Raw genomic sequence first — 21,886 nt, 5'->3', positions numbered from 1 at the left:
GTCTGTCCGCATTCTCTCCGCGACCGGTATGTTGAAGCAAAAAAGAGCGGGTCCCTTCGGGGCCCACTCTCAAACCGCCAACCAGCCGATGAGATGAAACACGGGCTGTATACAGCCAAACCCCCAAAGAACGCAAGCGCAAAGCCGAATGCGGACTCCATTGCTGCTAAAACCAGTCGATCAACAGCCTTTCTAAGCCCGGCTTTTCAGCCGCTTCTCAACATCCTGCGAAGGGCGACTGCGCTCTGCTCAACGCCGCAGGAAAGTAAGATATCGAGGCACCCGGTTCTCGCGAAAGGCCTTGGCTTCGTACCGTGTGCCCGGCCAGTTGGCCCAGGGCTGTTTCCAGTCATCGGCAACTTCCGCGGTCCACTCAAAGTCAGGATGCGAGCGGATATGACGCAAGGTCCAATCCACATAGGTGTCAATGTCGCTGGCGAAGCGAAACTCACTGCCGGTTTTCAACACCCGCGCATAGCGATCCAGGTTCTGCTCGTTGATGAACCGCCGTTTCCAGTGCTTCTTCTTCGGCCACGGGTCCGGGTACAGTTGATAAGCCAGATCGAGCGAGTTTTCCGGAAGCCAGTCGAGCACTTTCACCGCATCATCATCATACAGACGAATGTTGCGTATTCCCTGATCAATGACAGAGGAAATCACCTTGGCCATGCTCCCAACAAAGGGCTCAATGCCAATGAACCCGATCTTCGGATTTTCGAGCGCCCGGTGCAGCAGGTGCCCGCCGCTGCCGAAACCAACCTCCAGACACACAGCGCCAACCGGAACCGGAAAAAGCTCTTTCAGGTCATCCGGCGGAGCTGTCGCCAGATCAAGGGCGAAGTCGGGCAGCACGTTCTCCATCAGATCCGTGCGGCGCGGGCTGAGCGGCTTGCCTTTTCGGCGGCCGAAGAATGAACCTTCGTAACGTTCAGTCATGGTTTTCAATGAACAGCGCCGGCTCTCCTGGGGTCAGGGGCCGGCGCCACTTTCTCTTATCTGGTGTCCGGTTTGCGGGCCTTATCCCGCAATCGACCGCAGTGCGTCAACCAGATCTGTCTTCTCCCAGCTGAAACCACCATCATCTTCCGGCTCACGACCGAAATGACCATAGGCTGCGGTGCGTTCGTAGATCGGATTGTTCAGCTGAAGATGACTGCGAATACCGCGCGGGCTCAAAGACATGACATCCCGCAGCGCTTTTTCAAGCTTGGCTTCGTCACAGACGCCTGTGCCATGAAGGTCGACATAGACCGATAGGGGCTCGGCCACGCCGATGGCATAAGACAGCTGGATCGTGCAACGCTCCGCAAGCTCGGCTGCAACAACATTCTTCGCCAGATAGCGCGCCGCATAGGCTGCCGACCGATCGACCTTGGTCGGATCCTTTCCGGAGAAGGCACCGCCGCCATGCGGGGCTGCACCGCCGTAAGTATCAACGATGATCTTACGTCCTGTCAGACCAGCATCGCCATCCGGACCACCGATAACGAAGGTTCCTGTCGGATTGACGTGCCAGACGGTCTCCTTGGTGATCCAGCCTTCCGGCAGGCTTTCCAGAATATACGGTTCAACGATGGCGCGAACATCGCGGGAGGTCAGGCTGGCATCGATATGCTGTGTGGACAGGACGATAGAGGTCACACCAACCGGCTTGCCGCCAGCATAGCGCACCGTCACCTGGCTCTTGGCATCCGGCCCGAGAACCGGCACTTCACCCGACTTCCGGACTTCAGCCAGACGCTTCAGGATCTTGTGCGAAAAGAGAATCGGAGCTGGCATCAGCTCTGCGGTTTCGCGGCAGGCATAGCCGAACATGATACCCTGATCGCCAGCGCCCTCATCCTTGTTGTCGCCAGCATCAACGCCTTGCGCAATGTGGGCTGACTGTGCATGCAGATGCACAGCAATATCGCAGGTTTCCCAATGGAAGCCGTCCTGCTCATAGCCGATGTCCTTGATCGCCATCCGGGCGATATGGGAGATGTAATCCTTGGTGATCTCTGCAGGCCCGCGTGTCTCGCCGGCGATCACGACGCGGTTCGTCGTCGCCAGAGTTTCGCAGGCAACGCGGGCTTCCGGCATTTTGGTAAGATAAGCATCGACGACGGCATCAGAGATGCGGTCACATACCTTGTCTGGATGCCCCTCGGAAACGGACTCGGAGGTGAACAGGTAATCTTGACGGGCCATTGGCTATCGTCCTTCTGGGAAAGAATATGACTGGAGCGGCGAATGTGCCGCCGCTCCAACCCCATCAATCTAAGAAGAACCGGAAGACGTCAACCATTTAAGGTGCGTCAGGACAGCCTATCAGTCGTCACCAGCCAGAGCGCGGACGAGATCCACCACCCGACGGCGGACCTTTGGATCCTCAATACGGACAAAAGCCTTGTTGAGCGACAGTCCTTCGGAAGAGGACAGGAAGTCCACCACGTAGGAGGTCGGCTGCATTTCACTGAAACCTTCACCGGCGTCCGGGCTGCCTGGAGCATCTTCAAAAAAGAAGGCAACCGGCACCTTCAAGATTGTGGCAATGTGCTGCAAACGGCTGGCGCCAATACGGTTGGTGCCTTTTTCGTACTTCTGAATTTGCTGAAAAGTGATACCAAGACCTTCGCCCAGCTTCTCCTGGGACATACCAAGCATCATCCGACGCAACCGTACACGGCTGCCGACGTGGATATCGATGGGATTGGGAGCCTTTTTACTGGGCATAGGATGCGAACTCTCTTCGTTATTGCGCTTTTCGCGCTTGGGTTGGCCTTTTGAACGGCCAGCCAGCCGGTTGCAAACCGGCTCTGCTCGGGCAGCCCCATCCCCTGAGCCGTTCCTTCTAAGACGCTATCCTCAGCGACTTCGCTGGTTGTAACATAGAGAGCAAACAAACCCAAGGCGAAATATCAATTATAACGCGAACCGCGGTTGTATTGGCAGTACACTGAAAATATTGACAGTAAAAACAGCATTAGAGCGTAAGCATAACCACCGATACGGGAGAAAATTGTCGAACTCAACGCTCGGCTGAGAGCAACGTCTTCTATACCCTTTTCCTCAAGCTCTACTCTTGCAAGATACCGCCCTTTTGCATCAAAGACAGCCGACACTCCGGTGTTGGCGGCTCTGACCAGCGGCAATCCCTGCTCGATCGCCCGCATGCGCGCCTGCGCCAAATGCTGGAAGGGTCCTGCCGTGCGCCCGAACCAGGCGTCATTGGTGAGGTTCAGCAGAAAGTCCGGGCGCCTGGATTGTACGTTGGAGTAATTGGAAAAGATCACTTCGTAGCAAATCAAGGGCAAGAACGTTTCGCCGCCTTGCAATTGCAGACTGCGGCGGCCATAGCCTGATGAAAACGCCCCTGGACCCTCGACCAGCTTGCTCAAACCCAACGCATCCAGCCAGTCAGCCAGCGGCAAATACTCTCCGAAGGGCACAAGATGCACCTTGTCGTAGCTGCCGACGATGGTGCCGTCCGGACCAAAGAGGAAAAGACTGTTGTAATACTGCGTCTGCGCCTCAGTCGCTTCCGCTCGGATGGCTCCCGTGACCAACTGGTGCTGATCATTGAGCAACGCAGAAATTGCCACCAAGGCCGAAGGGGTCTGAGTCAACAGAAACGGCAAGGCGCTTTCCGGCCAGACAATCAGCCGGCGAGCCCCGACCCGACCACCTTCGGTTTGCGGGCGCGAGCTCAGATCCAGGTAGTCGGAGAAAATGCGGTCCCGGTTCTCGGGCTTCCACTTCTCGCTCTGGGCAATGGCAGGTTGAACCAGACGAATATCAAGCTCCGAGAGGCCCGGATCCGGCATGACTTCAAGTCGCCAGACACCGAAGCCCACAACACCGAGGGTCGTCGCCAGTGCTACAGCACCGATCCGCCACTTCTGTCGTCCAGGTTCCGTCAGTACGGCAGGTGCTGCAGCGATCAGCAAGACTAGCAGCCCCAAACCATCCGCGCCGGCGACACTGACAAATTGCGAGATTTCCAGACTGCCAGACACCGCCGCCCCGAAGGTGTTCCAAGGAAACCCTGTCAGCACATGGCCCCTCAGCCAGTCAGAAGTGGATAGGAAAATGGCCAGAACGGCAATTCGATGGGCGCCGTTGCTCCAAAGCAGCGCCGCACAGCCACAGGCAAGACCATGGAAAAGAGCCAACCCCATCGGCATCGCCAGCACGGCCACCGGCAAAAGCCACGCATAGCGCTCACCGTCCACGAGGAAGGCCGCGCCAATCCACCACAGTCCGGCGAGAAAATAACCAAGCCCGAAAAGCCATCCCAGACCGAAGCCCAGCCGCAGTCGCCTGAGCGCACTCGCCTCGCCGCTTCCGACGGCTCCATCGAGCAACCAGACCAGACACGGCAAGGCGAAAGCCAAACTGAGAATAAAATTCACCGGTGGAAGCGCCAGCGCAGCGATTGCGCCAACAATCAAGGCATACAGGCCCCGTCGCCATCCCCAGGCCAGCAGGCAAGCGTTCGGAACCGCGTTGAGGGCGGCAATCACAGTGTCCATGTACCGGAAATCCCGTGCGAATCGGTCTCGTCGAACAGTGCCAACGACAGCCGAGCGCGGTCAAGGCTTTCGCAAAACACGAGCCTTGTCCACTTGCATGCCAGTGCCGATCAGCAGGCCCGGCCTGAACGCCTACTGCTCTGCGTGGCTTTCGTCGGTCGACTGAGCGCTCTCGGGACGTTTCACTCGCCGCCGCTGGTCCGCAATGCGCGCATCCAGCCGCTTGCGACGAATCCTCAGCCGCTTGATGCGACGTGGGTCAGCATCCATGACTTCAAATTCGAAACCAGGAACGTCGGGCACTAGAAGCAGCTCGCCTCTTACCGGTACCCGACCGACAGACACATACAAAAGTCCGCCAAGCGTATCCACGTCCTCGCTTGCTTCAGATCCCGACAGATCTGCTCCGAGACCTGCAGTCAATTCTTCGAGAGGCAGACGCGGATCCGCAGTCCATATCCCGTCAGAGACAAGCTGCAGCATCGCCTCTTCGTCTTCGTCGTGTTCGTCTTCGATGTCGCCAACAACAGTTTCGACCAGATCTTCGAGCGAGATCAGACCGTCCGTACCGCCGTATTCGTCAATCACCAACGCCATCTGGATCCGGTCGGCTTGCATTTTGGCCATCAGATCAGTCGCAGGCATGGAAGGTGGGACGAACAACAACTGACGGATCAACCCGACGTCCTTGAGGGAAATCGAAAGATCGACAACCCCGAGATCCAGCTCCTGGGAATTGCCACCGGATTTCGTCAGATCGGAATCGTCGGGAACAGCAGTAGAGCCGTCGGCTTCAGGGCGACCCGTCCTCGAACCGTTCTCAGCGATGAAAACCATCAAGTCCTTGATGTGAACCATGCCACGCGGATCATCAAGAGTCTCCACGTAGACGGGCATTCGCGAATGCCCCGACTCCTGAAACAACTCCATCAGGCGACCGAGTGTCGTGCCGGCTTCCACTGACTCAATGTCGGCGCGCGGGATCATCACGTCATCAACGCGCAGCTCGCGCAAGCGCAAGATGTTGCCGAGCAGCATGCGCTCTTCCGTGGAAAAGACCGTATCGCCTTCACCGTCGCGCGCCAGCTCGTTCTGCAGATTTTCTCTCAGGGTTGCCGTGCCGTGCCGCGGGAACAGGAAACTCTTGAACCGCTCCATGAGGGCTCGTTTCTCCCGCGGCCTACTCGGCTGCGGTTCTTCGTCCGGCGCGTTCTCTGCAGGCGCGCTCTGCGAGGCACTTGCCTCGTTCCGCCTGGTCTCTGGAACCATCATCATCATGCGCTACAAACAGACTTTCTCGATTTATCGTGCAGCCCCGGACGGCCAAATGACCTAGTCGGCATCCGCCTCAAGTGGCCTATCCGCATAGGGGTCCGCAATATCCAGGGAGGCCAGAATGCAACGTTCCAGCTCTTCCATCACTTCAGCTTCTTCGTCATCCTGATGATCGTAGTCAAAAAGATGAAGAATTCCATGAATCACCAGATGGGTGAGATGCGCGTGGAAGTCAATCTCCAGCTCCACGGACTCGCGCTTTACTGTCTCCAAAGCGATAACAATGTCGCCGAGGAGCGGCCCATACAGCTCTCCATCGGGGTCGCTTCCGGGAAATGACAAGACATTTGTCGGCTTGTCCTTCTGCCTCCACGTCCGGTTCAGCTCGCGGATCGCTTCGTCATCGGTGAAAACCAGAGAGACTTCCGAGCCAGGAACAGCTTCCAGTCCCGCCTGCCGAAATGCGGCTGTCAGCGCGGAAACACATTGCGACCGCAGATCAGCTTCCGTAGGCCAACCTTCGGTCGCAATGGTAATGTCGATGGCAAAGTCTTTCGGCAAGCTGACCTCACCAGCAGCCTCGCGCCAAGTCATTCGATCAACTTTCTTCCGTTTCCAGCGTCGGGCGGCGCGACTTCTCCGACCGTTCGGCATACCGCCGCTCGCGGGCTTGCGAGGCTTCGCGCGAAGCATTGTCATAGGCCGTCACGATCCTTGCAACCAACTCGTGGCGCACCACATCAGTTTCGGTGAAACGCACCGTGGAGACGGATTCCACACCGTCGAGCAGCCCCAGAGCTTCCCGTAGGCCAGAGATCTGCCCAAGCGGCAAGTCGACCTGGCTCGGATCGCCTGTGACGATCATCTTGGAGTTCTCGCCCAGACGGGTCAGGAACATCTTCATTTGCATGGAGGTGGTGTTCTGGGCCTCATCCAGCAGGATGACGGCATCAGAGAGGGTTCGGCCACGCATAAAGGCAAGTGGCGCGACTTCGATCATGCCGGAGGTGAGCCCCCGGTCCACCTTTTCCGGCGGCATCATTTCATAAAGTGCGTCGTAAAGTGGACGCAGGTAAGGATCGACCTTTTCCTTCAGGTCCCCAGGCAGGAATCCAAGACGCTCACCCGCTTCGACAGCCGGACGCGAGAGGATCAGCCGGCTTGCATCGCCGCGCTCGATGAGTGCGGCCGCATAGGCGACCGCGAGATAAGTCTTGCCCGTTCCGGCCGGCCCTGTTCCGAAGGTCAGATCGGAGCGATCCATAGCCCGAATGTAAGCATCCTGCGTCGCCGTGCGGGCCACGATGGTCTTGCGTCGGGTCGAGATTTTGGCAAAGGCAAGGCGCGACCGTGGTTCCAGGGTCGGCAAGGGCAACTGAGCTTCCGCTGAAGCCGCCAGACGCAAGGCTCCATCCACATCACCGGGATGGATTTCGTGACCTTGTTGCAGTCTTTGATAAAGCGTTTCCAAAGCCGTCCGCGCCTGGGAACACCCGGCAGGAGAGCCTTTGAGGGTAACCTGATTGCCACGCGCAATCGCATCGATACCCAATTTCTGTTCGATAAGCGCGAGGTTCTGGTCGAATTGACCAAACAAATCGCCGATCAGCCTGTTGTCTTCAAACGCCAAAACAATGTGCGTCAGATCAGATGCCGCAGCCTGGGCTTCACGCGTCAAATGCCGCCTCCTATATGGCGCCGGGTCACTGCCCGACCACATCATGATGCCCCGGCTTCAATTGCCCGAACAGTGAATTTCTGCCGATCTCAAGGATTTCCACCGGTTGTATCGTTCCGATGAGATCTTCAGAAGCATCAACCTGCACTGGCTGCAGCCAAGGAGATTTACCGACGATCTGCCCTGGCATGCGACCCTTGCGTTCAAAAAGGACGCCGAAGGTCATGTTGATGCGCGAGGCATTGAAGGCCGTCTGCTGCTGAGCAACCAGCTCCTGCAACTCTGCCAGACGAGCGCTTTTGATATCTTCATCAACCTGATTGTCCATCAAGGCTCCAGGAGTGCCTGGGCGCTGGCTGTATTTGAACGAGAAAGCCGAACCGAATTCCACCCGACGAATAAGATTCATGGTGTCCTGAAAATCCTGATCCGTCTCGCCTGGAAACCCAACGATAAAATCACAGGACAGAGCAATATCGGGAGCGGCCTCGCGAATCCGGTCGATCAGACGAAAATACTCGTCCCGTGTATGTTTACGGTTCATCGACGCGAGAATGCTGTCGGACCCGGACTGAACCGGCAGATGCAGGTAAGGCATCAACGTCTTGAGATCTCGGTGCGCCTGGATCAGTTCATCATCCATGTCGCGGGGATGGCTTGTGGTGTAACGCAAACGATCCAGCCCGTCGATTTCCGACAGCCGGTACAACAGTCTGCCCAGCCCCCAGGAATTGCCGTCTGGTCCGGCACCATGCCAACCGTTGACGTTCTGGCCCAGAAGCGTGATTTCGCGAACACCGGCAACTGCCATCTGTTCAGCCTCCGTCACGATCTGTTCGACAGAACGCGAGACTTCCGCTCCGCGTGTGTATGGCACCACACAAAAAGTGCAGAACTTGTCGCAGCCTTCCTGAACGGTCAGGAAAGCCGACGGCGCGCGCTTCAAAGGAGGTCGGGCCGCCCGCTCGGAGAGATGCTTGAACTTGGCATCGATGTCGAACTCGGTTTCAACAACCTTGGTGCCATCCCGCGCCGTCTTCAAAAGTTTCGGCAACTGGTGATAACTTTGTGGACCAATCACCAGATCGACAATCGGGGCGCGGCGTGAAATTTCCTCGCCTTCAGCCTGAGCAACGCAACCGGCCACGCCGATCATCATTTCCTTGCCCTGGCGGGCACGCTCTTCTTTGACCTTACGAATACGGCCTAGCTCCGAATAAACCTTTTCGGCAGCCTTTTCGCGGATGTGACAGGTATTGAGGATGACGAGATCGGCGTCCTCCATGTTCTCTGTGGTGGTGAAGCCTTCCGGCCCCAGCACATCGGTCATCCGGTCGCTGTCGTAGACGTTCATCTGACAGCCATAGGTGCGCATAAACACCTTCTTCGGCTGCAGGGCCGCGGAAGCGCTCGTATCGGTCTTGGAAGTCGTGTTGTCCAAGGTTGCCTCGACGGGCTCGCCAACAACTGCCATATCCTGGTGTTGCGTCATTCCGGTCCTCATTGCCGCTGGTGGTCTTCGGCATCCTTCAAGGTGCGCCCTCGGCAGGCTGCAGCCTTTTCATGTCTGTCTAATCAGGGCCGCCATCGCCGGCCAAGTTTGCCCGGCCCTACATCGCATTGCGGAACGCGTCAATTGCACAGTGCCGCTTCGCCTGATCAGGCGCCAGCTTTACCTGCTTTTTGTGTGCTTGAGAAGAACGCTGCGTCGGCTTCTTCAGCAACCTCCGGAGTGACCTCTTCGAGAAGCTGCCCTTCACCACCGCGCAACGCTATTCCCGTCATTTTGCGAACGCTGTCTTCCATCTGGCGGGTCAGGGCTTTTCTGTCGGTCTTGGCATTGACCAGGACCGGCTCCCCCCAGGTAATCTGCACATCCATGGGACCACGGGTCAGTACGCCCCAGAGATGGTCCGCCATTTCCATATCGCCATACCATGCCACATGCGGCCGGAGCTGACGTCCCATCGGGACACCATGCAACGCCAGATAGGCGACAGACATCGGCTGAACCCAAACTTCCTCGCCCTCGCCGACGGCGCGGGTCGCAGCCCCCAAAAGGGCCGAGCGGAACGGAAGCACGGAGTTCCCATCGTTGGAGGTGCCTTCAGCGAAGAGCACCATGGCGTCCCCCTGACTCATGCGTTTGGCAATCTCGCCTGCGACTTGTCCGGTCTCGGACCGTTTGGTGCGATTGACGAAAACCGTTCTCTGCAACCTGGCGAACAGTCCAAAAACCGGCCAGCCGGCAACTTCGGACTTGGCAATGAAAGAGAGCGGCTTCAAGGAGCCAATGACCGTGATATCCACCCAGGATGCGTGATTGGCAACAATCAGCAAAGGGCGGCGCATCTCCGGTTTACCCTGCTGACTGATACGGATGCCAAGCAACGAGGTTGCTGCACGGTGCCAGAGATAAGGAAGCTTGCGCTGGACCTTCCAGCCGAATTTCATCGCCAGCCACTGCGGCGGGATCAACGCAAAGGTAATCAGCGACAATAGAAAAATCGTCCAGAACGCCTTAAGTCGGGTCATCATCTGACCCCTGCGGTCGATCTCCGGCATAGGTCGGCGTAGCCTGTTTCTGGTCCTTATCGGACAGCGGAACGGCGTAAAGCTCAAGGCGATGGTCGACCAGCTGATATCCGAGTGTGCGAGCAATTGCTTCCTGAAGGGCTTCAATTTCCTCGCTGCGAAACTCGATCACCTGACCGCTGCGCAAATCGATCAGATGATCATGATGCTCGTCCGGCACGGTTTCGTAGCGGGAGCGACCATCACGAAAATCATGGCGGGCGATCATCCCCGCATCTTCGAACAGCTTGACGGTCCGATACACGGTCGAGATTGAAATGCGTGCATCGACTTTCACGGCACGACGGTACAGCTCCTCCACATCCGGGTGTTCCTCGGATGCCTCTTCCAGAACGGCTGCAATCACCCGGCGTTGTTCGGTCATGCGCAGACCTTTCGCCGCGCAGAGTTCTTCAAGCGCCGTTTGCCGTTCGTCCGTCATCAGTAATCGCCAGCCTTTTCGATCCATTCCGACGCGTTGTCGCGTGCAGTCACCGTGCGATTAGCGAAGATCAACCCGCATGACAAGCGCCGTTCCATCGCCATCACCGGAGCTGTAGTAGCTCTTCCGTTCCCCCACTTTGCGGAAACCAAGCGCCTTGTAAAGGTGCAGTGCCGGCGCATTTGCGGCATCAACCTCCAAAAAGAGGCAGTCGCAGCGATCCGAATACAGCTGAAAAAGAGCATGCTGCATCAGGGCTCTCGCCAATCCTCTGCCACGATGCTCTGGATGGACGGCCAGGGTCAACACTTCTGCCTCGCCTGCAACTGTGCGGATCAGCACAAATCCTCGCAGACTGGCCGAACGATCCTGGCCGGGCGAGCGTGCAACCAGCATCAGTGCGCCGCTTTCCTGCATCATGCGGTGCAGCTCATCGCCGTTCCATGCATGCGCAAACGACTTGGCATGGATGTCAGAGAGAACCGCCAGGTCCTCAGATAGCGCTGCTTCGACTTGAAAAGGCACTGATTTGGGGCGGGAGAAAATCATAGGCGGGCGATCTTTCCCTTTTTCTGCGGCGCAGCGTCAGGCGGGCGCAAATAAAGCGGTACAGGCCTCGCCTGCTTTGGGTCAGCCAGAACGCCCAGGCGCGCAACATCAGCCACATCCGGGCAAGCAGCCTCACTCAAGATCCTGTCCGTTGATGCGCCGACGGCTTCCACAACCCGCCTCGAAGAAGCTCCCACAAAGCGGGTCTCGGGCGGCAGCGTTTCAGACAGCTCCGACAGGCGACGAACTTCTGCCGGGCTCCTGGGCACTCCCTCAGCACCAAACAACTGGCAATAGATTTCCTCGCCCTTACCTTCCATCGAGACGAAAACCGGATGGGTCTGCACCTCACCCAGAAACGGCTTTGCCATCGCCGCCAGAGTCGTGATGCCGACCACAGGCTTGCCGAGAACCAATCCGAAACCGCGCGCCACCGACAAGCCGACACGCATCCCGGTAAAACTGCCCGGACCGGTCGTGACAGCAATGCGGTCAAGGTCGGAGAAGGCACAGGAGGCTTCTGCCATGGCCTCCCCCAGCATGCCGGTCAGACGTTCCGCATGTCCTCGTCCAATGGTCTCGCAGAAGAGAACCGGAGGCACGCCAACGCCGTCGCTGTCCCAGACGGCGACGGCGCAATTCACCAAAGCTGTATCAATTGCCAGAATTCGCATGGCTTAGGGAATTACCCGGCCTTTTCATTTCTGTCGAGATAAGCTTTGGACTTACCCCGAAGTTCAACCTGCTCTGCCGCGCAGACACTATGGCAATAAAAAAGCCCGGACAGAGCCGGGCTTTTTTATTGGTTTCCGAGCAACGCTGCGATCAGATCGGGCGAACTTCTTCAACCTCTGGTACGAAGTGACGCAACAGGTTCTGAATGCCGTGCTGCAAGGTCGCTGTCGACGACGGGCAACCGGCACAGGCGCCGCGCATGGACAGATAGACCACGCCTTCCTTGAACCCCTTGAAGGTGATGTCACCACCATCCTGGGCAACGGCAGGGCGCACGCGCGTCTCGATCAGGTCCTTGATCACAGTGACTGTTTCCGCATCACCTTCGTCAAAGAACTCGCCCTCCTCGATGTCTTCGGCCTGCGATGTCGCCATGACAGGCTGACCGGACATGAATTGCTCCATGACCGCGCCAAGGATAGCCGGCTTCATGTGCTGCCAGTCGGTATCGTCCTTGGTCACCGTGATGAAGTCATGGCCGTAGAAAATCGCAACCACACCTGGAATGGTGAACAACTTTTCGGCAAGCGGCGAAGCGCCAGCTTCCGATGCGGAGCGGAAATCATAAGTGCCTTCCGGCAGCACAACCCGGCCTGGCAGGAACTTCAGGGTCGCCGGATTCGGCGTCGCCTCTGTCTGAATAAACATGGGTCGATCTTTCGTTGCTTACGGCGCTGCTTCGCGCCTTTCATCGTCGCTTGGCGATAGATGTAGCTCAGGACTGGGTTTTTTTAAACCACCGCCCTCAATCTTTACATTCTCAATATATGGGAAGTCCGGACCGAGAAGGAAAGGGTTACAAGACTTCTGATCTTATCGGTCTGCCCGCGACACAAACTTCGAAGTGCCCTTCAGGCAAGTGCCGCGATGGATTCATCATCCAGATTTCCTGGAACGATCGTCACCGGGATCGGAAAGTTTCCGGACGACTTGCCTGCGATGGACGCCACTAGAGGGCCTGGGCCCTCATTGCTGAGCCCCGCAGCCAGAACCAGAATAGCAACGTCCGGATCCGAGTCGATGATGTCGAGAATGACTTCGGAGGTATTGCCCTCTCCCACGATGCACTCCGGCTCGGTTCGGGCGACGGACCGCCCACGGTCGGCGGCTTTTGCCAAGGTTTGATCGGCCTTTTCCTTCGCCTCGGCGCGCATGATCTCTTCGACGCCGAGCCAATGTTGAAAATCACCTTGGGCAATCACATACAGCAGGAGCAGAACGCCGCCCGTACGCGCGGCACGTTTGGCGGCGTAAACAATTGCCCGATCGCATTCCGGCGTATCATCAACGATAACCAGGAATTTGCGGCGATGGCCTTCCTCGTTGCTTTTTCTGATCGCTACCATGAGTGCACTCTGCCTTGAATTCAGCGGCGGGTGACCAGCCGCAGGTAAAGGGTGGTTCGAAGACTAGAGAATGAAGCGGGAGAGATCCACGTTCTTCGCCAATTCCCCGACGTTCGAGCGAACATATTCCGCATCGATGGTCACGACTTCTCCTGGCTGATCCGGCGCCACGAACGAGATCTCGTCGAGAATCCGCTCCATCACCGTCTGCAGCCTGCGCGCGCCGATATTCTCCACCGTGGAATTGAGATCGACCGCCACCGAGGCAATTTCTTCAATGGCATCATCGGTGAAGATCAAATCGACCTGCTCGGTTTTCATCAGGGCGACATACTGCTTGATGAGACTGGCTTCCGGCTCCGTGAGGATCGCCTTGAAATCATCGCGGGTCAGGGCCTTCAGTTCGACACGGATCGGCAACCGTCCCTGCAGTTCAGGCAGCAAGTCAGATGGCTTGGCAACGTGGAAAGCACCAGACGCGATGAACAGGATGTGGTCGGTCTTGACCGGACCGTGCTTGGTGGAGACCACAGTGCCTTCGATCAAAGGCAACAGGTCGCGCTGAACGCCTTCTCGCGAGACGTCGCCACCACTACGCCCTTCGCGAGCACAAATCTTGTCGATTTCATCAAGGAAAACGATCCCGGCATTCTCAACACGTGAGATGGCTTCCTGAGTGATTTTCTCCTCGTCGAGAAGCTTGTCGGATTCTTCCTCGATCAATAGGCCATAGGACTCGCTCACCTTGACCCTCTTGGTCTTGGTCTGGCCACCGAAGGCCTTGCCAAGAAGGTCGGAGACATTCATCACGCCGACGCTGCCACCCGGCATTCCCGGCATGTCGAAACTCGGCATCTGCGCCTGAGCGCGAACTTCGATCTCGATTTCCTTCTCATCCATATCGCCCTCGCGCAGCTTCTTGCGAAAGCTGTCGCGGGTCGCGGGGCTGGCGTTTTTCCCCACCAGCGCATCAAGAACACGTTCCTCGGCTTGCAGATGAGCCTTGGCCTTCACCTCATCGCGTTGCTGGGTGCGCACCATGGAGATGCCGGATTCGACCAGATCACGAATGATCTGTTCCACGTCGCGGCCAACGTAGCCGACTTCCGTGAATTTGGTCGCCTCGACCTTGGAAAAGGGCGCATTCGCCAGTCTGGCTAATCGGCGGGCGATTTCCGTCTTGCCGACACCGGTCGGGCCAATCATCAGGATGTTCTTCGGCAGAACTTCCTCGCGCATCGGGCCTTCCAGTTTTTGCCGGCGCCAGCGATTGCGCAAGGCAATGGCGACGGCGCGCTTGGCGTCATTCTGGCCAACGATGAAACGATCGAGTTCGGATACGATTTCGCGGGGCGAAAAGTCGGTCATTTAAGGTCTTTCACTCGGACATAACAGTTTGACGTACAGGTCTAGTTGGGTGCGGGGACAAAGCGCAGCAAGGGTGTGTCAGCAAAAGGCTTCAGCAAACCACGGCGCAGGACCTGCCATGCAGAGCCAATCAGCAGGATGAAACACCCCAGCACGAGCATGGTCACCGCAATCGCGGTTTCCTCGGAGACATCAGCCTGAATGATCAGATACCCGATGGCAAACCCGAGGTAACTCATGGCGGACACAAGCAAGGCCCGGCGGTCGACGATGAGGGCAACTGTTGCGAGGATCAGAAACAAGGCGATAACCACTGTGGAGTAACTGGTGGATTCCGTTCCTGACGCTTCGCTGACCATCGACAGGATAGAGTGCACGATCAGCGGTGACGCCATCAAATGCAGCCAGAAAGCCTTGTCCGAGTTCAACGTGACCCGCTTCGGATCCCGACTATCGAACCCCATCGCCAGCGCGAAAATTGACAGGCCGACAACCAGGAAAAACGCAGCCAGATTGCTTTCGATGATACCTGGAACAGCCAGATCAAACAGAAGCGCCCCGAGAAAGAGACATCCGGCACTGATGGACGCCACCCCAACGGGCACCCGAAAGCGCAGGTAAAACAGAACGGCTCCGATGATTACCAGAACGGTTGCCGGAATCACGTCCAACAAATCGCCGGCTGGAAGCCACTTGTTCGAGTCCAAGGACGGCATATCGCCCTCGAGAAACCAACCAACGCAAGCGATAAAAAAGAAGGGCGTGAAGGCAATGCTGAGCAGAAAGGAGGGAAGTGCCAGGCGTTTCCGCCGCGCAAAGAGTTCCGCCAGCCCCCAGATCACGACTGCAGAAATGCCGGCAACCAGCCAGTCGTCCACCCATCCATGCAGGCCGAAGACCAGACCAAACATCAAAACCACCAGCCCGATGCTGATGAAGATGTCATGAAATCCGCGCACAAAGCGCACTTCTTCCCGGTCGGCATGGGTCAGTCCGGAGGCTCCGCTCCCCTGAGGCATCACCCAGAACTCTGTCAGTTGATCGGCCTGATGTTCACTCAGGATTCCGGCCTCAACAGCAGCGGCCAGCCGATCCGGCGACAGCGCTTGCGGATCTGGTACCCCATCCGACGTCGTCGTGGTCGTCACGCGCTGCTCTCCAGAGTTTCGACCAGGACATTACCATTTGTGTAGACACAGATGTCGGCTGCAATCGCCATGGCCTTGCGCGCGACCGTTTCGGCGTCCGCCTCGGTATCGACCAGAGCGCGCGCTGCCGCCAGTGCATAATTGCCGCCAGAACCGATACCCATGACCCCGCCCTCCGGCTCAAGCACGTCGCCATTGCCGGTGAGCACCAGCGACACATCCTTGTCGGCGACGATCATCATTGCTTCGAGTCGACGCAGATAACGATCGGTTCGCCAGTCCTTCGCCAGTTCGACACAGGCTCGCATCAACTGGCCAGGGTATTGCTCAAGCTTGGCCTCCAGGCGTTCAAACAGCGTGAAGGCATCTGCCGTGGCTCCGGCAAATCCAGCAATCACATCGCCTTGCCCAAGCGGCCGGACCTTACGGGCGGTGCTCTTGATCACGGTATCGCCCAGCGACACCTGGCCATCACCGGCGACAACCACCTTTCCGCCCTTGCGGATCGTCAGGATCGTCGTGCCGTGCCAGCTAACGGGTGCATGGGTGTCGCTCATGAAAACCTCTCTCGCGAAGATAATGGGAATGGACAGAAAGCCACTCCGTTTCGAGACTTATGTAAGCCGCCCCATCGCCAATTCCAAGCCGAAGGCCGACGAGACCGGCAGTCTCAACCGACAATCCGCATTCTGGCAAAGTTCATCAGAGCATCCATAGTTTTTTGAAGCTGCTCAGCGGAGCGCTCATTGACCAATTCGCCTTTTTCATCGAACGCCTGACCAGCATTTGAGACGCTGACCATCTGCGGCAGCACGTGAGCTCCGAGGCCAACCTCCAGAATGGTTCGGATACCAATCAGCCCGCGCATGCCACCGAAAGCGCCTGGAGAAGCTGCCCCCAGCGAAAATATAGGCTGTTTGAACGCCAGCACACCCGGCCCATCCGACGTTGTCGCACGGCTGATCCAATCGAGTGTGTTCTTCAGCAAAGGGGTAATGCCGGCATTATACTCGGGGCAAGCGATGAATATCGCATCCTGAGCCAGGAACAGCTTCTTCAGCTTCACCGCGTTATCAGGCGCTCCTTTGTCTTTCTCCAGATCCCCATCGTAAAGGGGAAGTGGGTATTCCTTCAGGGAAATGCGGGTGACTTTCGCATCGGCCAGAGCCAGTTTTTTGGCCGCGAGCGCAGCCAGACTGGCGTTGTAGGATCCCGATCGAGTGGAGCCCGAAAACAGAAGTACCTTCGGCTGACGCATGAAACCTCACAATCTGACAAGACGAACTGGCGCCAGCATACCGACCCAACCGAACCAGAACCAACTGGGCCGTTGCTCATTTCTCAGGAAACTGTCCGGCGGTAAACGAAGACCCTCGCAGGCGGAAAGTTTCGCCAGATCCAGCCCGACGTGCTCATCGTCACGCCTTTCGGCAACATTCGTATGGGTGGGGCGAGACCATAGGAAAACTGGATGAAGGGCGCACCGGGAGCAAGGAACTCCAACGCCGATTTCAGAAGTTCCAGACGCGCCTCTTCCGGTCGATTGAGCATGGGTAAACTGGAAACAATGCCATTGAGGCCGAGGGGTAGAATGCCCTCTTGCGCCATGACGCCCTGAAGATCATAGGCATCGCCACGCCGGATGCCGACGCCTGGAAACCGCTTCTGCAGGAGATCGCAGAATTCCGGACAGAATTCGACCAACTTCAAATCGGCCGGGGCGACACCGCGTTGCAGAATGGCAGCCGTAACGGCTCCCGTCCCGGGGCCCAATTCGACGACCCGCTTGCCCGGCTCTGGGGAGAGGTAAGACGCCATACAGGCGGCCAGCTCAGGTCCTGAGGGACTGACCGCCCCGGTCTTGAGCGGGCTCTCCAGCCAGGTGCGCAGGAACCTCAGTTCATCCACCGCCTTGGCGCGGACGGCAGAAATGCGTTCTGCTTTACACGTTTTGATGCCCGGGTCCCGAATATGCTTCATCCTTATCGTCCTCTCCCTCTTCAATAAGGAGAGACCAATCCGGATAACAAGGGCGCCTATGCAAAGATCAGACTTCAGACTGTCTCAGGCTTGCATATGTCCTAGCTGCCGTGACTGGCTATAAAGTCTTTCAGCTTTGAGAAGAAACCTTCCGATTCCGGGTGGTTTCCACCGCTGCCTTCCTGGTCAAACTCAGCCAGAATTTCGCGCTGTCTTTTGCTCAAATTTGTCGGTGTTTCGACTGTTACCTGCACATACATATCGCCATGCTGGGTCGAGCGCATGACCGGCATGCCTTTGCCACGGAGGCGGAACTGCTTGCCGGTCTGGGTGCCCTCCGGCACTTTGACACGACTGGTCGCGCCATCCAGGATCGGCACGTCAAAGGCGCCGCCGAGTGTCGCCGTCGTCATCGAAATCGGAACACGGCAGTAAAGGTCGGCACCGTCGCGTTGAAACAGGCTATGCGGTTTCAGTGAGAGGAAAATATAGAGATCCCCCGAAGGCCCGCCGCGCAAGCCTGCTTCTCCCTCGCCAGCAAGACGGATGCGTGTTCCGTCTTCGATGCCGGCAGGGATGTTGACGGAAAGCGTGCGTTCCTGGGTTACCCGACCCCCTCCACCGCATCTGTCGCATGGGTCAGAGATGACCTGTCCCTTGCCCTGACATGTAGGGCAAGCACGCTCTAGAGTGAAGAAGCCCTGCGCCGCCCGCACACGACCTGCTCCGCCACAGGTGCGGCAGGTGGTCGGGCTGGTTCCCGGCTTTGCGCCGGAGCCGCTGCAGAGTTCACAGGTGATGCTGGTGGGCACCTCGATTTCGACGGTCTTTCCGTCGTAGGCTTCTTCCAACGAGATATCGAGATTGTAGCGCAAATCCGCGCCGCGCTCACGGCCACCCGAGCGGCGCCCGCCGCCACCGCCGCCCATTCCGAAGAACTCCTCGAAAATGTCCGACATTGTGGATGAGAAGTCAGGGCCATGCTGGCCGCCGCCACCACCGCCGAAACCGCCATTTTCAAAAGCAGCGTGACCAAAGCGGTCATAGGCAGCCCGCTTTTGCGGATCCTTCAGAGTGTCGTAGGCTTCGTTGGCTTCCTTGAAGCTGGCTTCCGCAGCGGCGTCCCCCGGATTGCGGTCCGGGTGATACTTCATCGCCATCTTTCGATAGGCGCTTTTCAGCATCTTCTCATCCGCGTCGCGGGCGACGCCCAGAACTTCGTAGAAATCAGGCTTGGACATTCTCGGTTACTCGTCTTGGGTACCGGAGATCGAAAGGAAACTTGCGGTCTGTCCGGTATGACAACCGCTCCATGTCGTGCCCTGCACTTGATCTGGTGGGAGTGCTCCTGAGCCATGCAGCTCAACGTCAGCCAATACACCAGAAAGAAACGGGGCAGGAGATGCCGCGGTCGGAACGATCCGGCCTCACACCCTTGAAAGGATGCAAGGCCGGGTCTCATTCAACTGATGTTAGGCGGACTTCTTGTCGTCGTCTTTGACTTCTTCGAAGTCAGCGTCGACGACATCGTCTTCCTGCGCCGTGCCTTCAGCAGTGCCTTCATCGGCACCTTCATCAGCTTCAGCTTCAGCCTGAGCCGCCTGATACATGGCTTCGCCCAGCTTCATGGAAGCTTCCATCAAGGTCTGCGTCTTGGTCTTGATGTCTTCCAGGTCTTCGCCTTCCAGCGCAGACTTCAGGCTTTCGAGAGCAGTCTCGATTGCGCCCTTTTCATCGGCAGACACCTTATCACCAAAGTCCTTCAAGGACTTTTCGGTGGAGTGGACCAAAGACTCACCCTGGTTCTTGGCTTCCACGAGCTCCTTGCGGGTCTTGTCGGATTCGGCATTGGCTTCCGCATCCTTGACCATCTGCTCGATGTCAGCGTCGGACAGACCACCAGACGCCTGAATGCGGATCTGCTGTTCCTTGCCAGTGCCCTTGTCCTTCGCGGAGACATTAACGATGCCGTTGGCATCAATGTCGAAGGTCACTTCGATCTGCGGAACGCCACGCGGTGCGGGCGGCAGCCCGGTCAGATCGAAACGGCCAAGAGACTTGTTGTCCGCTGCCATCTCGCGCTCGCCCTGGAACACGTTGATGGTCACAGCCGTCTGATTGTCTTCCGCTGTCGAGAATACCTGACCCTTTTTGGTTGGGATCGTCGTGTTGCGGTCGATCAGACGGGTGAAGACACCACCAAGAGTTTCGATGCCGAGAGACAGCGGGGTCACGTCAAGCAGCAATACGTCCTTGACGTCGCCCTGCAGAACGCCAGCCTGAATGGCGGCACCCATGGCGACCACTTCGTCCGGGTTCACGCCCTTGTGAGGCTCCTTGCCGAAGAAGTTCTTCACGGTTTCCTGGATCTTGGGCATGCGCGTCATGCCACCGACCAGTACAACCTCATCAATCTGACCAGCAACAAGGCCGGCATCTTTCAAAGCAGCCTTCATCGGCTCGATGGTGCGCTTGACGAGATCATCCACGAGGGATTCAAACTTGGCGCGGGTCAGCTTCAGTGTCAGGTGCTTCGGACCAGAGGCGTCCGCCGTGATGAACGGCAGGTTAATTTCGGTCTGGGAAGACGAAGACAGTTCGATCTTGGCTTTTTCCGCGCCTTCCTTCAGGCGCTGCAAGGCAAGCTTGTCTTTCGTCAGATCGATGCCCTGATCTTTTTTGAATTCCTTGGCAAGATAATCGACAAGAACCATGTCGAAATCTTCACCGCCCAGGAATGTATCGCCGTTGGTGGACTTCACTTCGAAGACACCATCGCCGATTTCCAGAACGGACACATCGAACGTACCGCCACCAAGGTCATAGACAGCGATGGTCTTGCCATCGTTTTTGTCCAGACCGTAAGCCAGAGCAGCTGCGGTCGGCTCATTGATAATACGCAAGACTTCAAGGCCGGCGATCTTGCCTGCATCCTTGGTTGCCTGACGCTGAGCATCGTTGAAGTAGGCCGGAACGGTGATAACCGCCTGGGTCACTGTCTCGCCGAGATAACTCTCAGCGGTCTCCTTCATCTTCTGCAGAATAAAGGCAGACACCTGGGACGGAGAATATTTTTCACCGCTGGACTCAACCCATGCATCCCCATTGTCGGCCTTGACGATCTCGAAGGGAACGAGCTTCTTGTCTTTGGCGACAGTCGGGTCGTCGTACCGGCGACCAATCAGGCGCTTGACGGCGAACAGGGTGTTGGTCGGGTTGGTGACAGCCTGGCGTTTGGCCGGCTGACCAACGAGGCGTTCGCCATCGTCGGAAAACGCCACCATTGACGGCGTGGTGCGAGCACCTTCCGCGTTTTCGATTACCTTGGAATCTTTACCGTCCATGACGGCGACGCACGAATTGGTCGTGCCGAGGTCGATACCAATGACCTTTGCCATTTTAAGCCTCTCTTAGCTAGCAAACCGGAACGACCCTTGATGGCATCCTTCCGGCTCCTCTTCATGAAATGTTCAAACCAACGGCTCAAACGTCGCGACGAGCGCGTTGATCGCTATATAGGTGGATGATCCTGCCGCTGCAAGACAGGTTTGCAGCCACTTCCTTGATTACCCGGTTTGGTTTCCAACTCGTTACCAGGCGGAAGGGTCCACTTGAGAATTCGAAACCCATGGAGCTCTGGTCTTGACCGACGGCAACTCTCCCATCCCGAACGGCCTAAAGATACTGCCCGGATATTTCGACAAGGCAGCTCAGTCTGAGCTGGTTGAGGCGCTCCGAGGCATCCTGAAAGACGCGCCACTGTTCCGCCCCGTGATGCCGCGCACGGGCAAAGCGTTTTCCGTCAGAATGAGCAACTGTGGCCCGCTGGGTTGGGTCTCCGACATCAAGGGATATCGCTACCAAGCAATCCATCCGGAGACCGGCACCCCTTGGCCCGCCATGCCAAAAGCATTGATGGATCTATGGCACGATGTAGCGCCCGAGGCACCTGAGACGGAAGCGTGCCTGATCAATTTCTATGAGACCAACGCAAAGATGGGGCTCCATCAGGACAAGGATGAGGAAACCTTCGACGCACCGGTTGTCTCCGTCTCGCTGGGAGACACCGCGACTTTTCGCGTCGGAGGAACAACGCGCGGCGGCAAGACATCGTCCTTTCGCCTCGCGTCGGGCGATGTCGTCGTGCTCGGCGGCGCGGCACGCCTCGCCTATCACGGCATCGACCGGATTTTTTCCGGCTCGTCCACGCTCCTGAAAAACGGTGGACGGATCAACCTGACTTTAAGGCGGGTGACGAAGTGCTAGGCTTCAGGCCC

22 protein-coding genes are annotated in these 21,886 nt (G+C 57.6%); 1 reads left to right on the top strand and 21 read right to left on the bottom strand.

Annotated elements, in window-relative coordinates:
* Positions 1–249: 249 nt before the first annotated feature.
* The 21 genes from trmB to dnaK all read right to left on the bottom strand — a co-directional run bounded on the left by trmB (position 250) and on the right by dnaK (position 21,007).
* On the bottom strand, positions 250–936 hold the full coding sequence (trmB, locus tag J0X15_RS14370) for a tRNA (guanine(46)-N(7))-methyltransferase TrmB (RefSeq protein WP_206942164.1): 687 nt from the start codon (positions 934–936) through the stop codon (positions 250–252).
* 81 nt (positions 937–1,017) lie between these two features.
* Positions 1,018–2,190, bottom strand: coding sequence for a methionine adenosyltransferase (metK, locus tag J0X15_RS14365; RefSeq protein WP_206942162.1), 1,173 nt, complete (start codon positions 2,188–2,190; stop codon positions 1,018–1,020).
* Positions 2,191–2,310: 120 nt separating this feature from the next.
* Entirely contained in the window at positions 2,311–2,715 is a 405-nt protein-coding gene (locus J0X15_RS14360; protein ID WP_206942160.1) for a helix-turn-helix domain-containing protein, read from the bottom strand.
* 185 nt (positions 2,716–2,900) lie between these two features.
* On the bottom strand, positions 2,901–4,514 hold the full coding sequence (gene lnt, locus J0X15_RS14355; RefSeq protein ID WP_206942158.1) for an apolipoprotein N-acyltransferase: 1,614 nt from the start codon (positions 4,512–4,514) through the stop codon (positions 2,901–2,903).
* A 132-nt stretch (positions 4,515–4,646) separates the two neighbouring features.
* Positions 4,647–5,672, bottom strand: coding sequence for a CBS domain-containing protein (locus tag J0X15_RS14350; protein ID WP_331461923.1), 1,026 nt, complete (start codon positions 5,670–5,672; stop codon positions 4,647–4,649).
* 174 nt (positions 5,673–5,846) lie between these two features.
* Positions 5,847–6,383: an rRNA maturation RNase YbeY gene (ybeY, locus tag J0X15_RS14345; RefSeq protein ID WP_206942156.1), complete on the bottom strand. Its 537-nt coding sequence runs from the start codon at positions 6,381–6,383 to the stop codon at positions 5,847–5,849.
* A gap of 4 nt (positions 6,384–6,387) precedes the next feature.
* Positions 6,388–7,467 (bottom strand): PhoH family protein, encoded by a 1,080-nt coding sequence (locus J0X15_RS14340; protein WP_331461922.1) that lies wholly within the window; start codon positions 7,465–7,467, stop codon positions 6,388–6,390.
* Positions 7,468–7,492: 25 nt separating this feature from the next.
* Complete coding sequence (gene miaB / locus J0X15_RS14335; RefSeq protein WP_209015346.1) at positions 7,493–8,959, bottom strand: tRNA (N6-isopentenyl adenosine(37)-C2)-methylthiotransferase MiaB; 1,467 nt, start codon at positions 8,957–8,959, stop codon at positions 7,493–7,495.
* 167 nt (positions 8,960–9,126) lie between these two features.
* Positions 9,127–10,002, bottom strand: a complete 876-nt coding sequence (locus J0X15_RS14330; protein ID WP_206942145.1) for a lysophospholipid acyltransferase family protein — start codon at positions 10,000–10,002, stop codon at positions 9,127–9,129.
* Positions 9,989–10,483, bottom strand: a complete 495-nt coding sequence (locus J0X15_RS14325; RefSeq protein ID WP_206942144.1) for a Fur family transcriptional regulator — start codon at positions 10,481–10,483, stop codon at positions 9,989–9,991. Before J0X15_RS14325 ends, J0X15_RS14330 begins: the two co-directional genes overlap by 14 nt.
* 60 nt (positions 10,484–10,543) lie before the next feature.
* Positions 10,544–11,032, bottom strand: coding sequence for a ribosomal protein S18-alanine N-acetyltransferase (rimI, locus tag J0X15_RS14320; RefSeq protein ID WP_206942142.1), 489 nt, complete (start codon positions 11,030–11,032; stop codon positions 10,544–10,546).
* Positions 11,029–11,706, bottom strand: a complete 678-nt coding sequence (gene tsaB, locus J0X15_RS14315; RefSeq protein WP_206942133.1) for a tRNA (adenosine(37)-N6)-threonylcarbamoyltransferase complex dimerization subunit type 1 TsaB — start codon at positions 11,704–11,706, stop codon at positions 11,029–11,031. Before tsaB ends, rimI begins: the two co-directional genes overlap by 4 nt.
* Positions 11,707–11,857: 151 nt before the next feature.
* Positions 11,858–12,415 carry a NifU family protein gene (locus J0X15_RS14310; protein ID WP_206942124.1) on the bottom strand — a complete coding sequence of 186 codons (558 nt, stop codon included), beginning with the start codon at positions 12,413–12,415 and terminating at the stop codon, positions 11,858–11,860.
* Between the two features lie 203 nt (positions 12,416–12,618).
* On the bottom strand, positions 12,619–13,113 hold the full coding sequence (locus J0X15_RS14305) for a universal stress protein (protein WP_206942122.1): 495 nt from the start codon (positions 13,111–13,113) through the stop codon (positions 12,619–12,621).
* 63 nt (positions 13,114–13,176) lie between these two features.
* A complete protein-coding gene (hslU, locus tag J0X15_RS14300) occupies positions 13,177–14,481 on the bottom strand; it encodes an ATP-dependent protease ATPase subunit HslU (protein WP_206942120.1) in 1,305 nt (434 codons plus the stop codon).
* A gap of 41 nt (positions 14,482–14,522) precedes the next feature.
* Positions 14,523–15,629 (bottom strand): hypothetical protein, encoded by a 1,107-nt coding sequence (locus tag J0X15_RS14295; protein WP_206942118.1) that lies wholly within the window; start codon positions 15,627–15,629, stop codon positions 14,523–14,525.
* On the bottom strand, positions 15,626–16,186 hold the full coding sequence (gene hslV, locus J0X15_RS14290) for an ATP-dependent protease subunit HslV (protein ID WP_206942116.1): 561 nt from the start codon (positions 16,184–16,186) through the stop codon (positions 15,626–15,628). The genes J0X15_RS14295 and hslV overlap by 4 nt, the downstream gene beginning before the upstream one ends.
* 113 nt (positions 16,187–16,299) lie before the next feature.
* Positions 16,300–16,887, bottom strand: a complete 588-nt coding sequence (locus J0X15_RS14285; protein WP_206942114.1) for an NADPH-dependent FMN reductase — start codon at positions 16,885–16,887, stop codon at positions 16,300–16,302.
* An 83-nt stretch (positions 16,888–16,970) separates the two neighbouring features.
* Positions 16,971–17,609: a class I SAM-dependent methyltransferase gene (locus J0X15_RS14280; RefSeq protein ID WP_206942112.1), complete on the bottom strand. Its 639-nt coding sequence runs from the start codon at positions 17,607–17,609 to the stop codon at positions 16,971–16,973.
* Positions 17,610–17,710: 101 nt separating this feature from the next.
* The gene (dnaJ, locus tag J0X15_RS14275) at positions 17,711–18,850 is read right to left on the bottom strand and encodes a molecular chaperone DnaJ (RefSeq protein ID WP_206942110.1); all 1,140 of its coding nucleotides are present in this window, start codon (positions 18,848–18,850) and stop codon (positions 17,711–17,713) included.
* 231 nt (positions 18,851–19,081) lie between these two features.
* Positions 19,082–21,007, bottom strand: a complete 1,926-nt coding sequence (gene dnaK, locus J0X15_RS14270) for a molecular chaperone DnaK (RefSeq protein WP_206942108.1) — start codon at positions 21,005–21,007, stop codon at positions 19,082–19,084.
* Between the two features lie 244 nt (positions 21,008–21,251).
* Between dnaK and J0X15_RS14265 the strand changes: the two genes are divergently transcribed.
* Positions 21,252–21,875: an alpha-ketoglutarate-dependent dioxygenase AlkB family protein gene (locus J0X15_RS14265; RefSeq protein WP_206942098.1), complete on the top strand. Its 624-nt coding sequence runs from the start codon at positions 21,252–21,254 to the stop codon at positions 21,873–21,875.
* Positions 21,876–21,886: the final 11 nt, after the last annotated feature.

This window comes from Roseibium limicola, assembly GCF_017313085.1.
Lineage (GTDB): Bacteria > Pseudomonadota > Alphaproteobacteria > Rhizobiales > Stappiaceae > Roseibium > Roseibium limicola.
The sequence above is the reverse complement of the archived record's forward strand: the minus strand, read 5'-3'. Positions and strand labels throughout refer to the sequence as shown.

Coding starts and splice junctions, on each gene's coding strand:
- trmB (WP_206942164.1), bottom strand. CDS start 936: ATGACTGAACGTTACGAAGGTTCATTCTTCGGCCGCCGAAAAGGCAAG.
- metK (WP_206942162.1), bottom strand. CDS start 2,190: ATGGCCCGTCAAGATTACCTGTTCACCTCCGAGTCCGTTTCCGAGGGG.
- J0X15_RS14360 (WP_206942160.1), bottom strand. CDS start 2,715: ATGCCCAGTAAAAAGGCTCCCAATCCCATCGATATCCACGTCGGCAGC.
- lnt (WP_206942158.1), bottom strand. CDS start 4,514: ATGGACACTGTGATTGCCGCCCTCAACGCGGTTCCGAACGCTTGCCTG.
- J0X15_RS14350 (WP_331461923.1), bottom strand. CDS start 5,672: ATGGAGCGGTTCAAGAGTTTCCTGTTCCCGCGGCACGGCACGGCAACC.
- ybeY (WP_206942156.1), bottom strand. CDS start 6,383: ATGACTTGGCGCGAGGCTGCTGGTGAGGTCAGCTTGCCGAAAGACTTT.
- miaB (WP_209015346.1), bottom strand. CDS start 8,959: ATGACGCAACACCAGGATATGGCAGTTGTTGGCGAGCCCGTCGAGGCA.
- J0X15_RS14330 (WP_206942145.1), bottom strand. CDS start 10,002: ATGACCCGACTTAAGGCGTTCTGGACGATTTTTCTATTGTCGCTGATT.
- J0X15_RS14325 (WP_206942144.1), bottom strand. CDS start 10,483: ATGACGGACGAACGGCAAACGGCGCTTGAAGAACTCTGCGCGGCGAAA.
- rimI (WP_206942142.1), bottom strand. CDS start 11,032: ATGATTTTCTCCCGCCCCAAATCAGTGCCTTTTCAAGTCGAAGCAGCG.
- tsaB (WP_206942133.1), bottom strand. CDS start 11,706: ATGCGAATTCTGGCAATTGATACAGCTTTGGTGAATTGCGCCGTCGCC.
- J0X15_RS14310 (WP_206942124.1), bottom strand. CDS start 12,415: ATGTTTATTCAGACAGAGGCGACGCCGAATCCGGCGACCCTGAAGTTC.
- J0X15_RS14305 (WP_206942122.1), bottom strand. CDS start 13,113: ATGGTAGCGATCAGAAAAAGCAACGAGGAAGGCCATCGCCGCAAATTC.
- hslU (WP_206942120.1), bottom strand. CDS start 14,481: ATGACCGACTTTTCGCCCCGCGAAATCGTATCCGAACTCGATCGTTTC.
- hslV (WP_206942116.1), bottom strand. CDS start 16,186: ATGAGCGACACCCATGCACCCGTTAGCTGGCACGGCACGACGATCCTG.
- J0X15_RS14285 (WP_206942114.1), bottom strand. CDS start 16,887: ATGCGTCAGCCGAAGGTACTTCTGTTTTCGGGCTCCACTCGATCGGGA.
- J0X15_RS14280 (WP_206942112.1), bottom strand. CDS start 17,609: ATGAAGCATATTCGGGACCCGGGCATCAAAACGTGTAAAGCAGAACGC.
- dnaJ (WP_206942110.1), bottom strand. CDS start 18,850: ATGTCCAAGCCTGATTTCTACGAAGTTCTGGGCGTCGCCCGCGACGCG.
- dnaK (WP_206942108.1), bottom strand. CDS start 21,007: ATGGCAAAGGTCATTGGTATCGACCTCGGCACGACCAATTCGTGCGTC.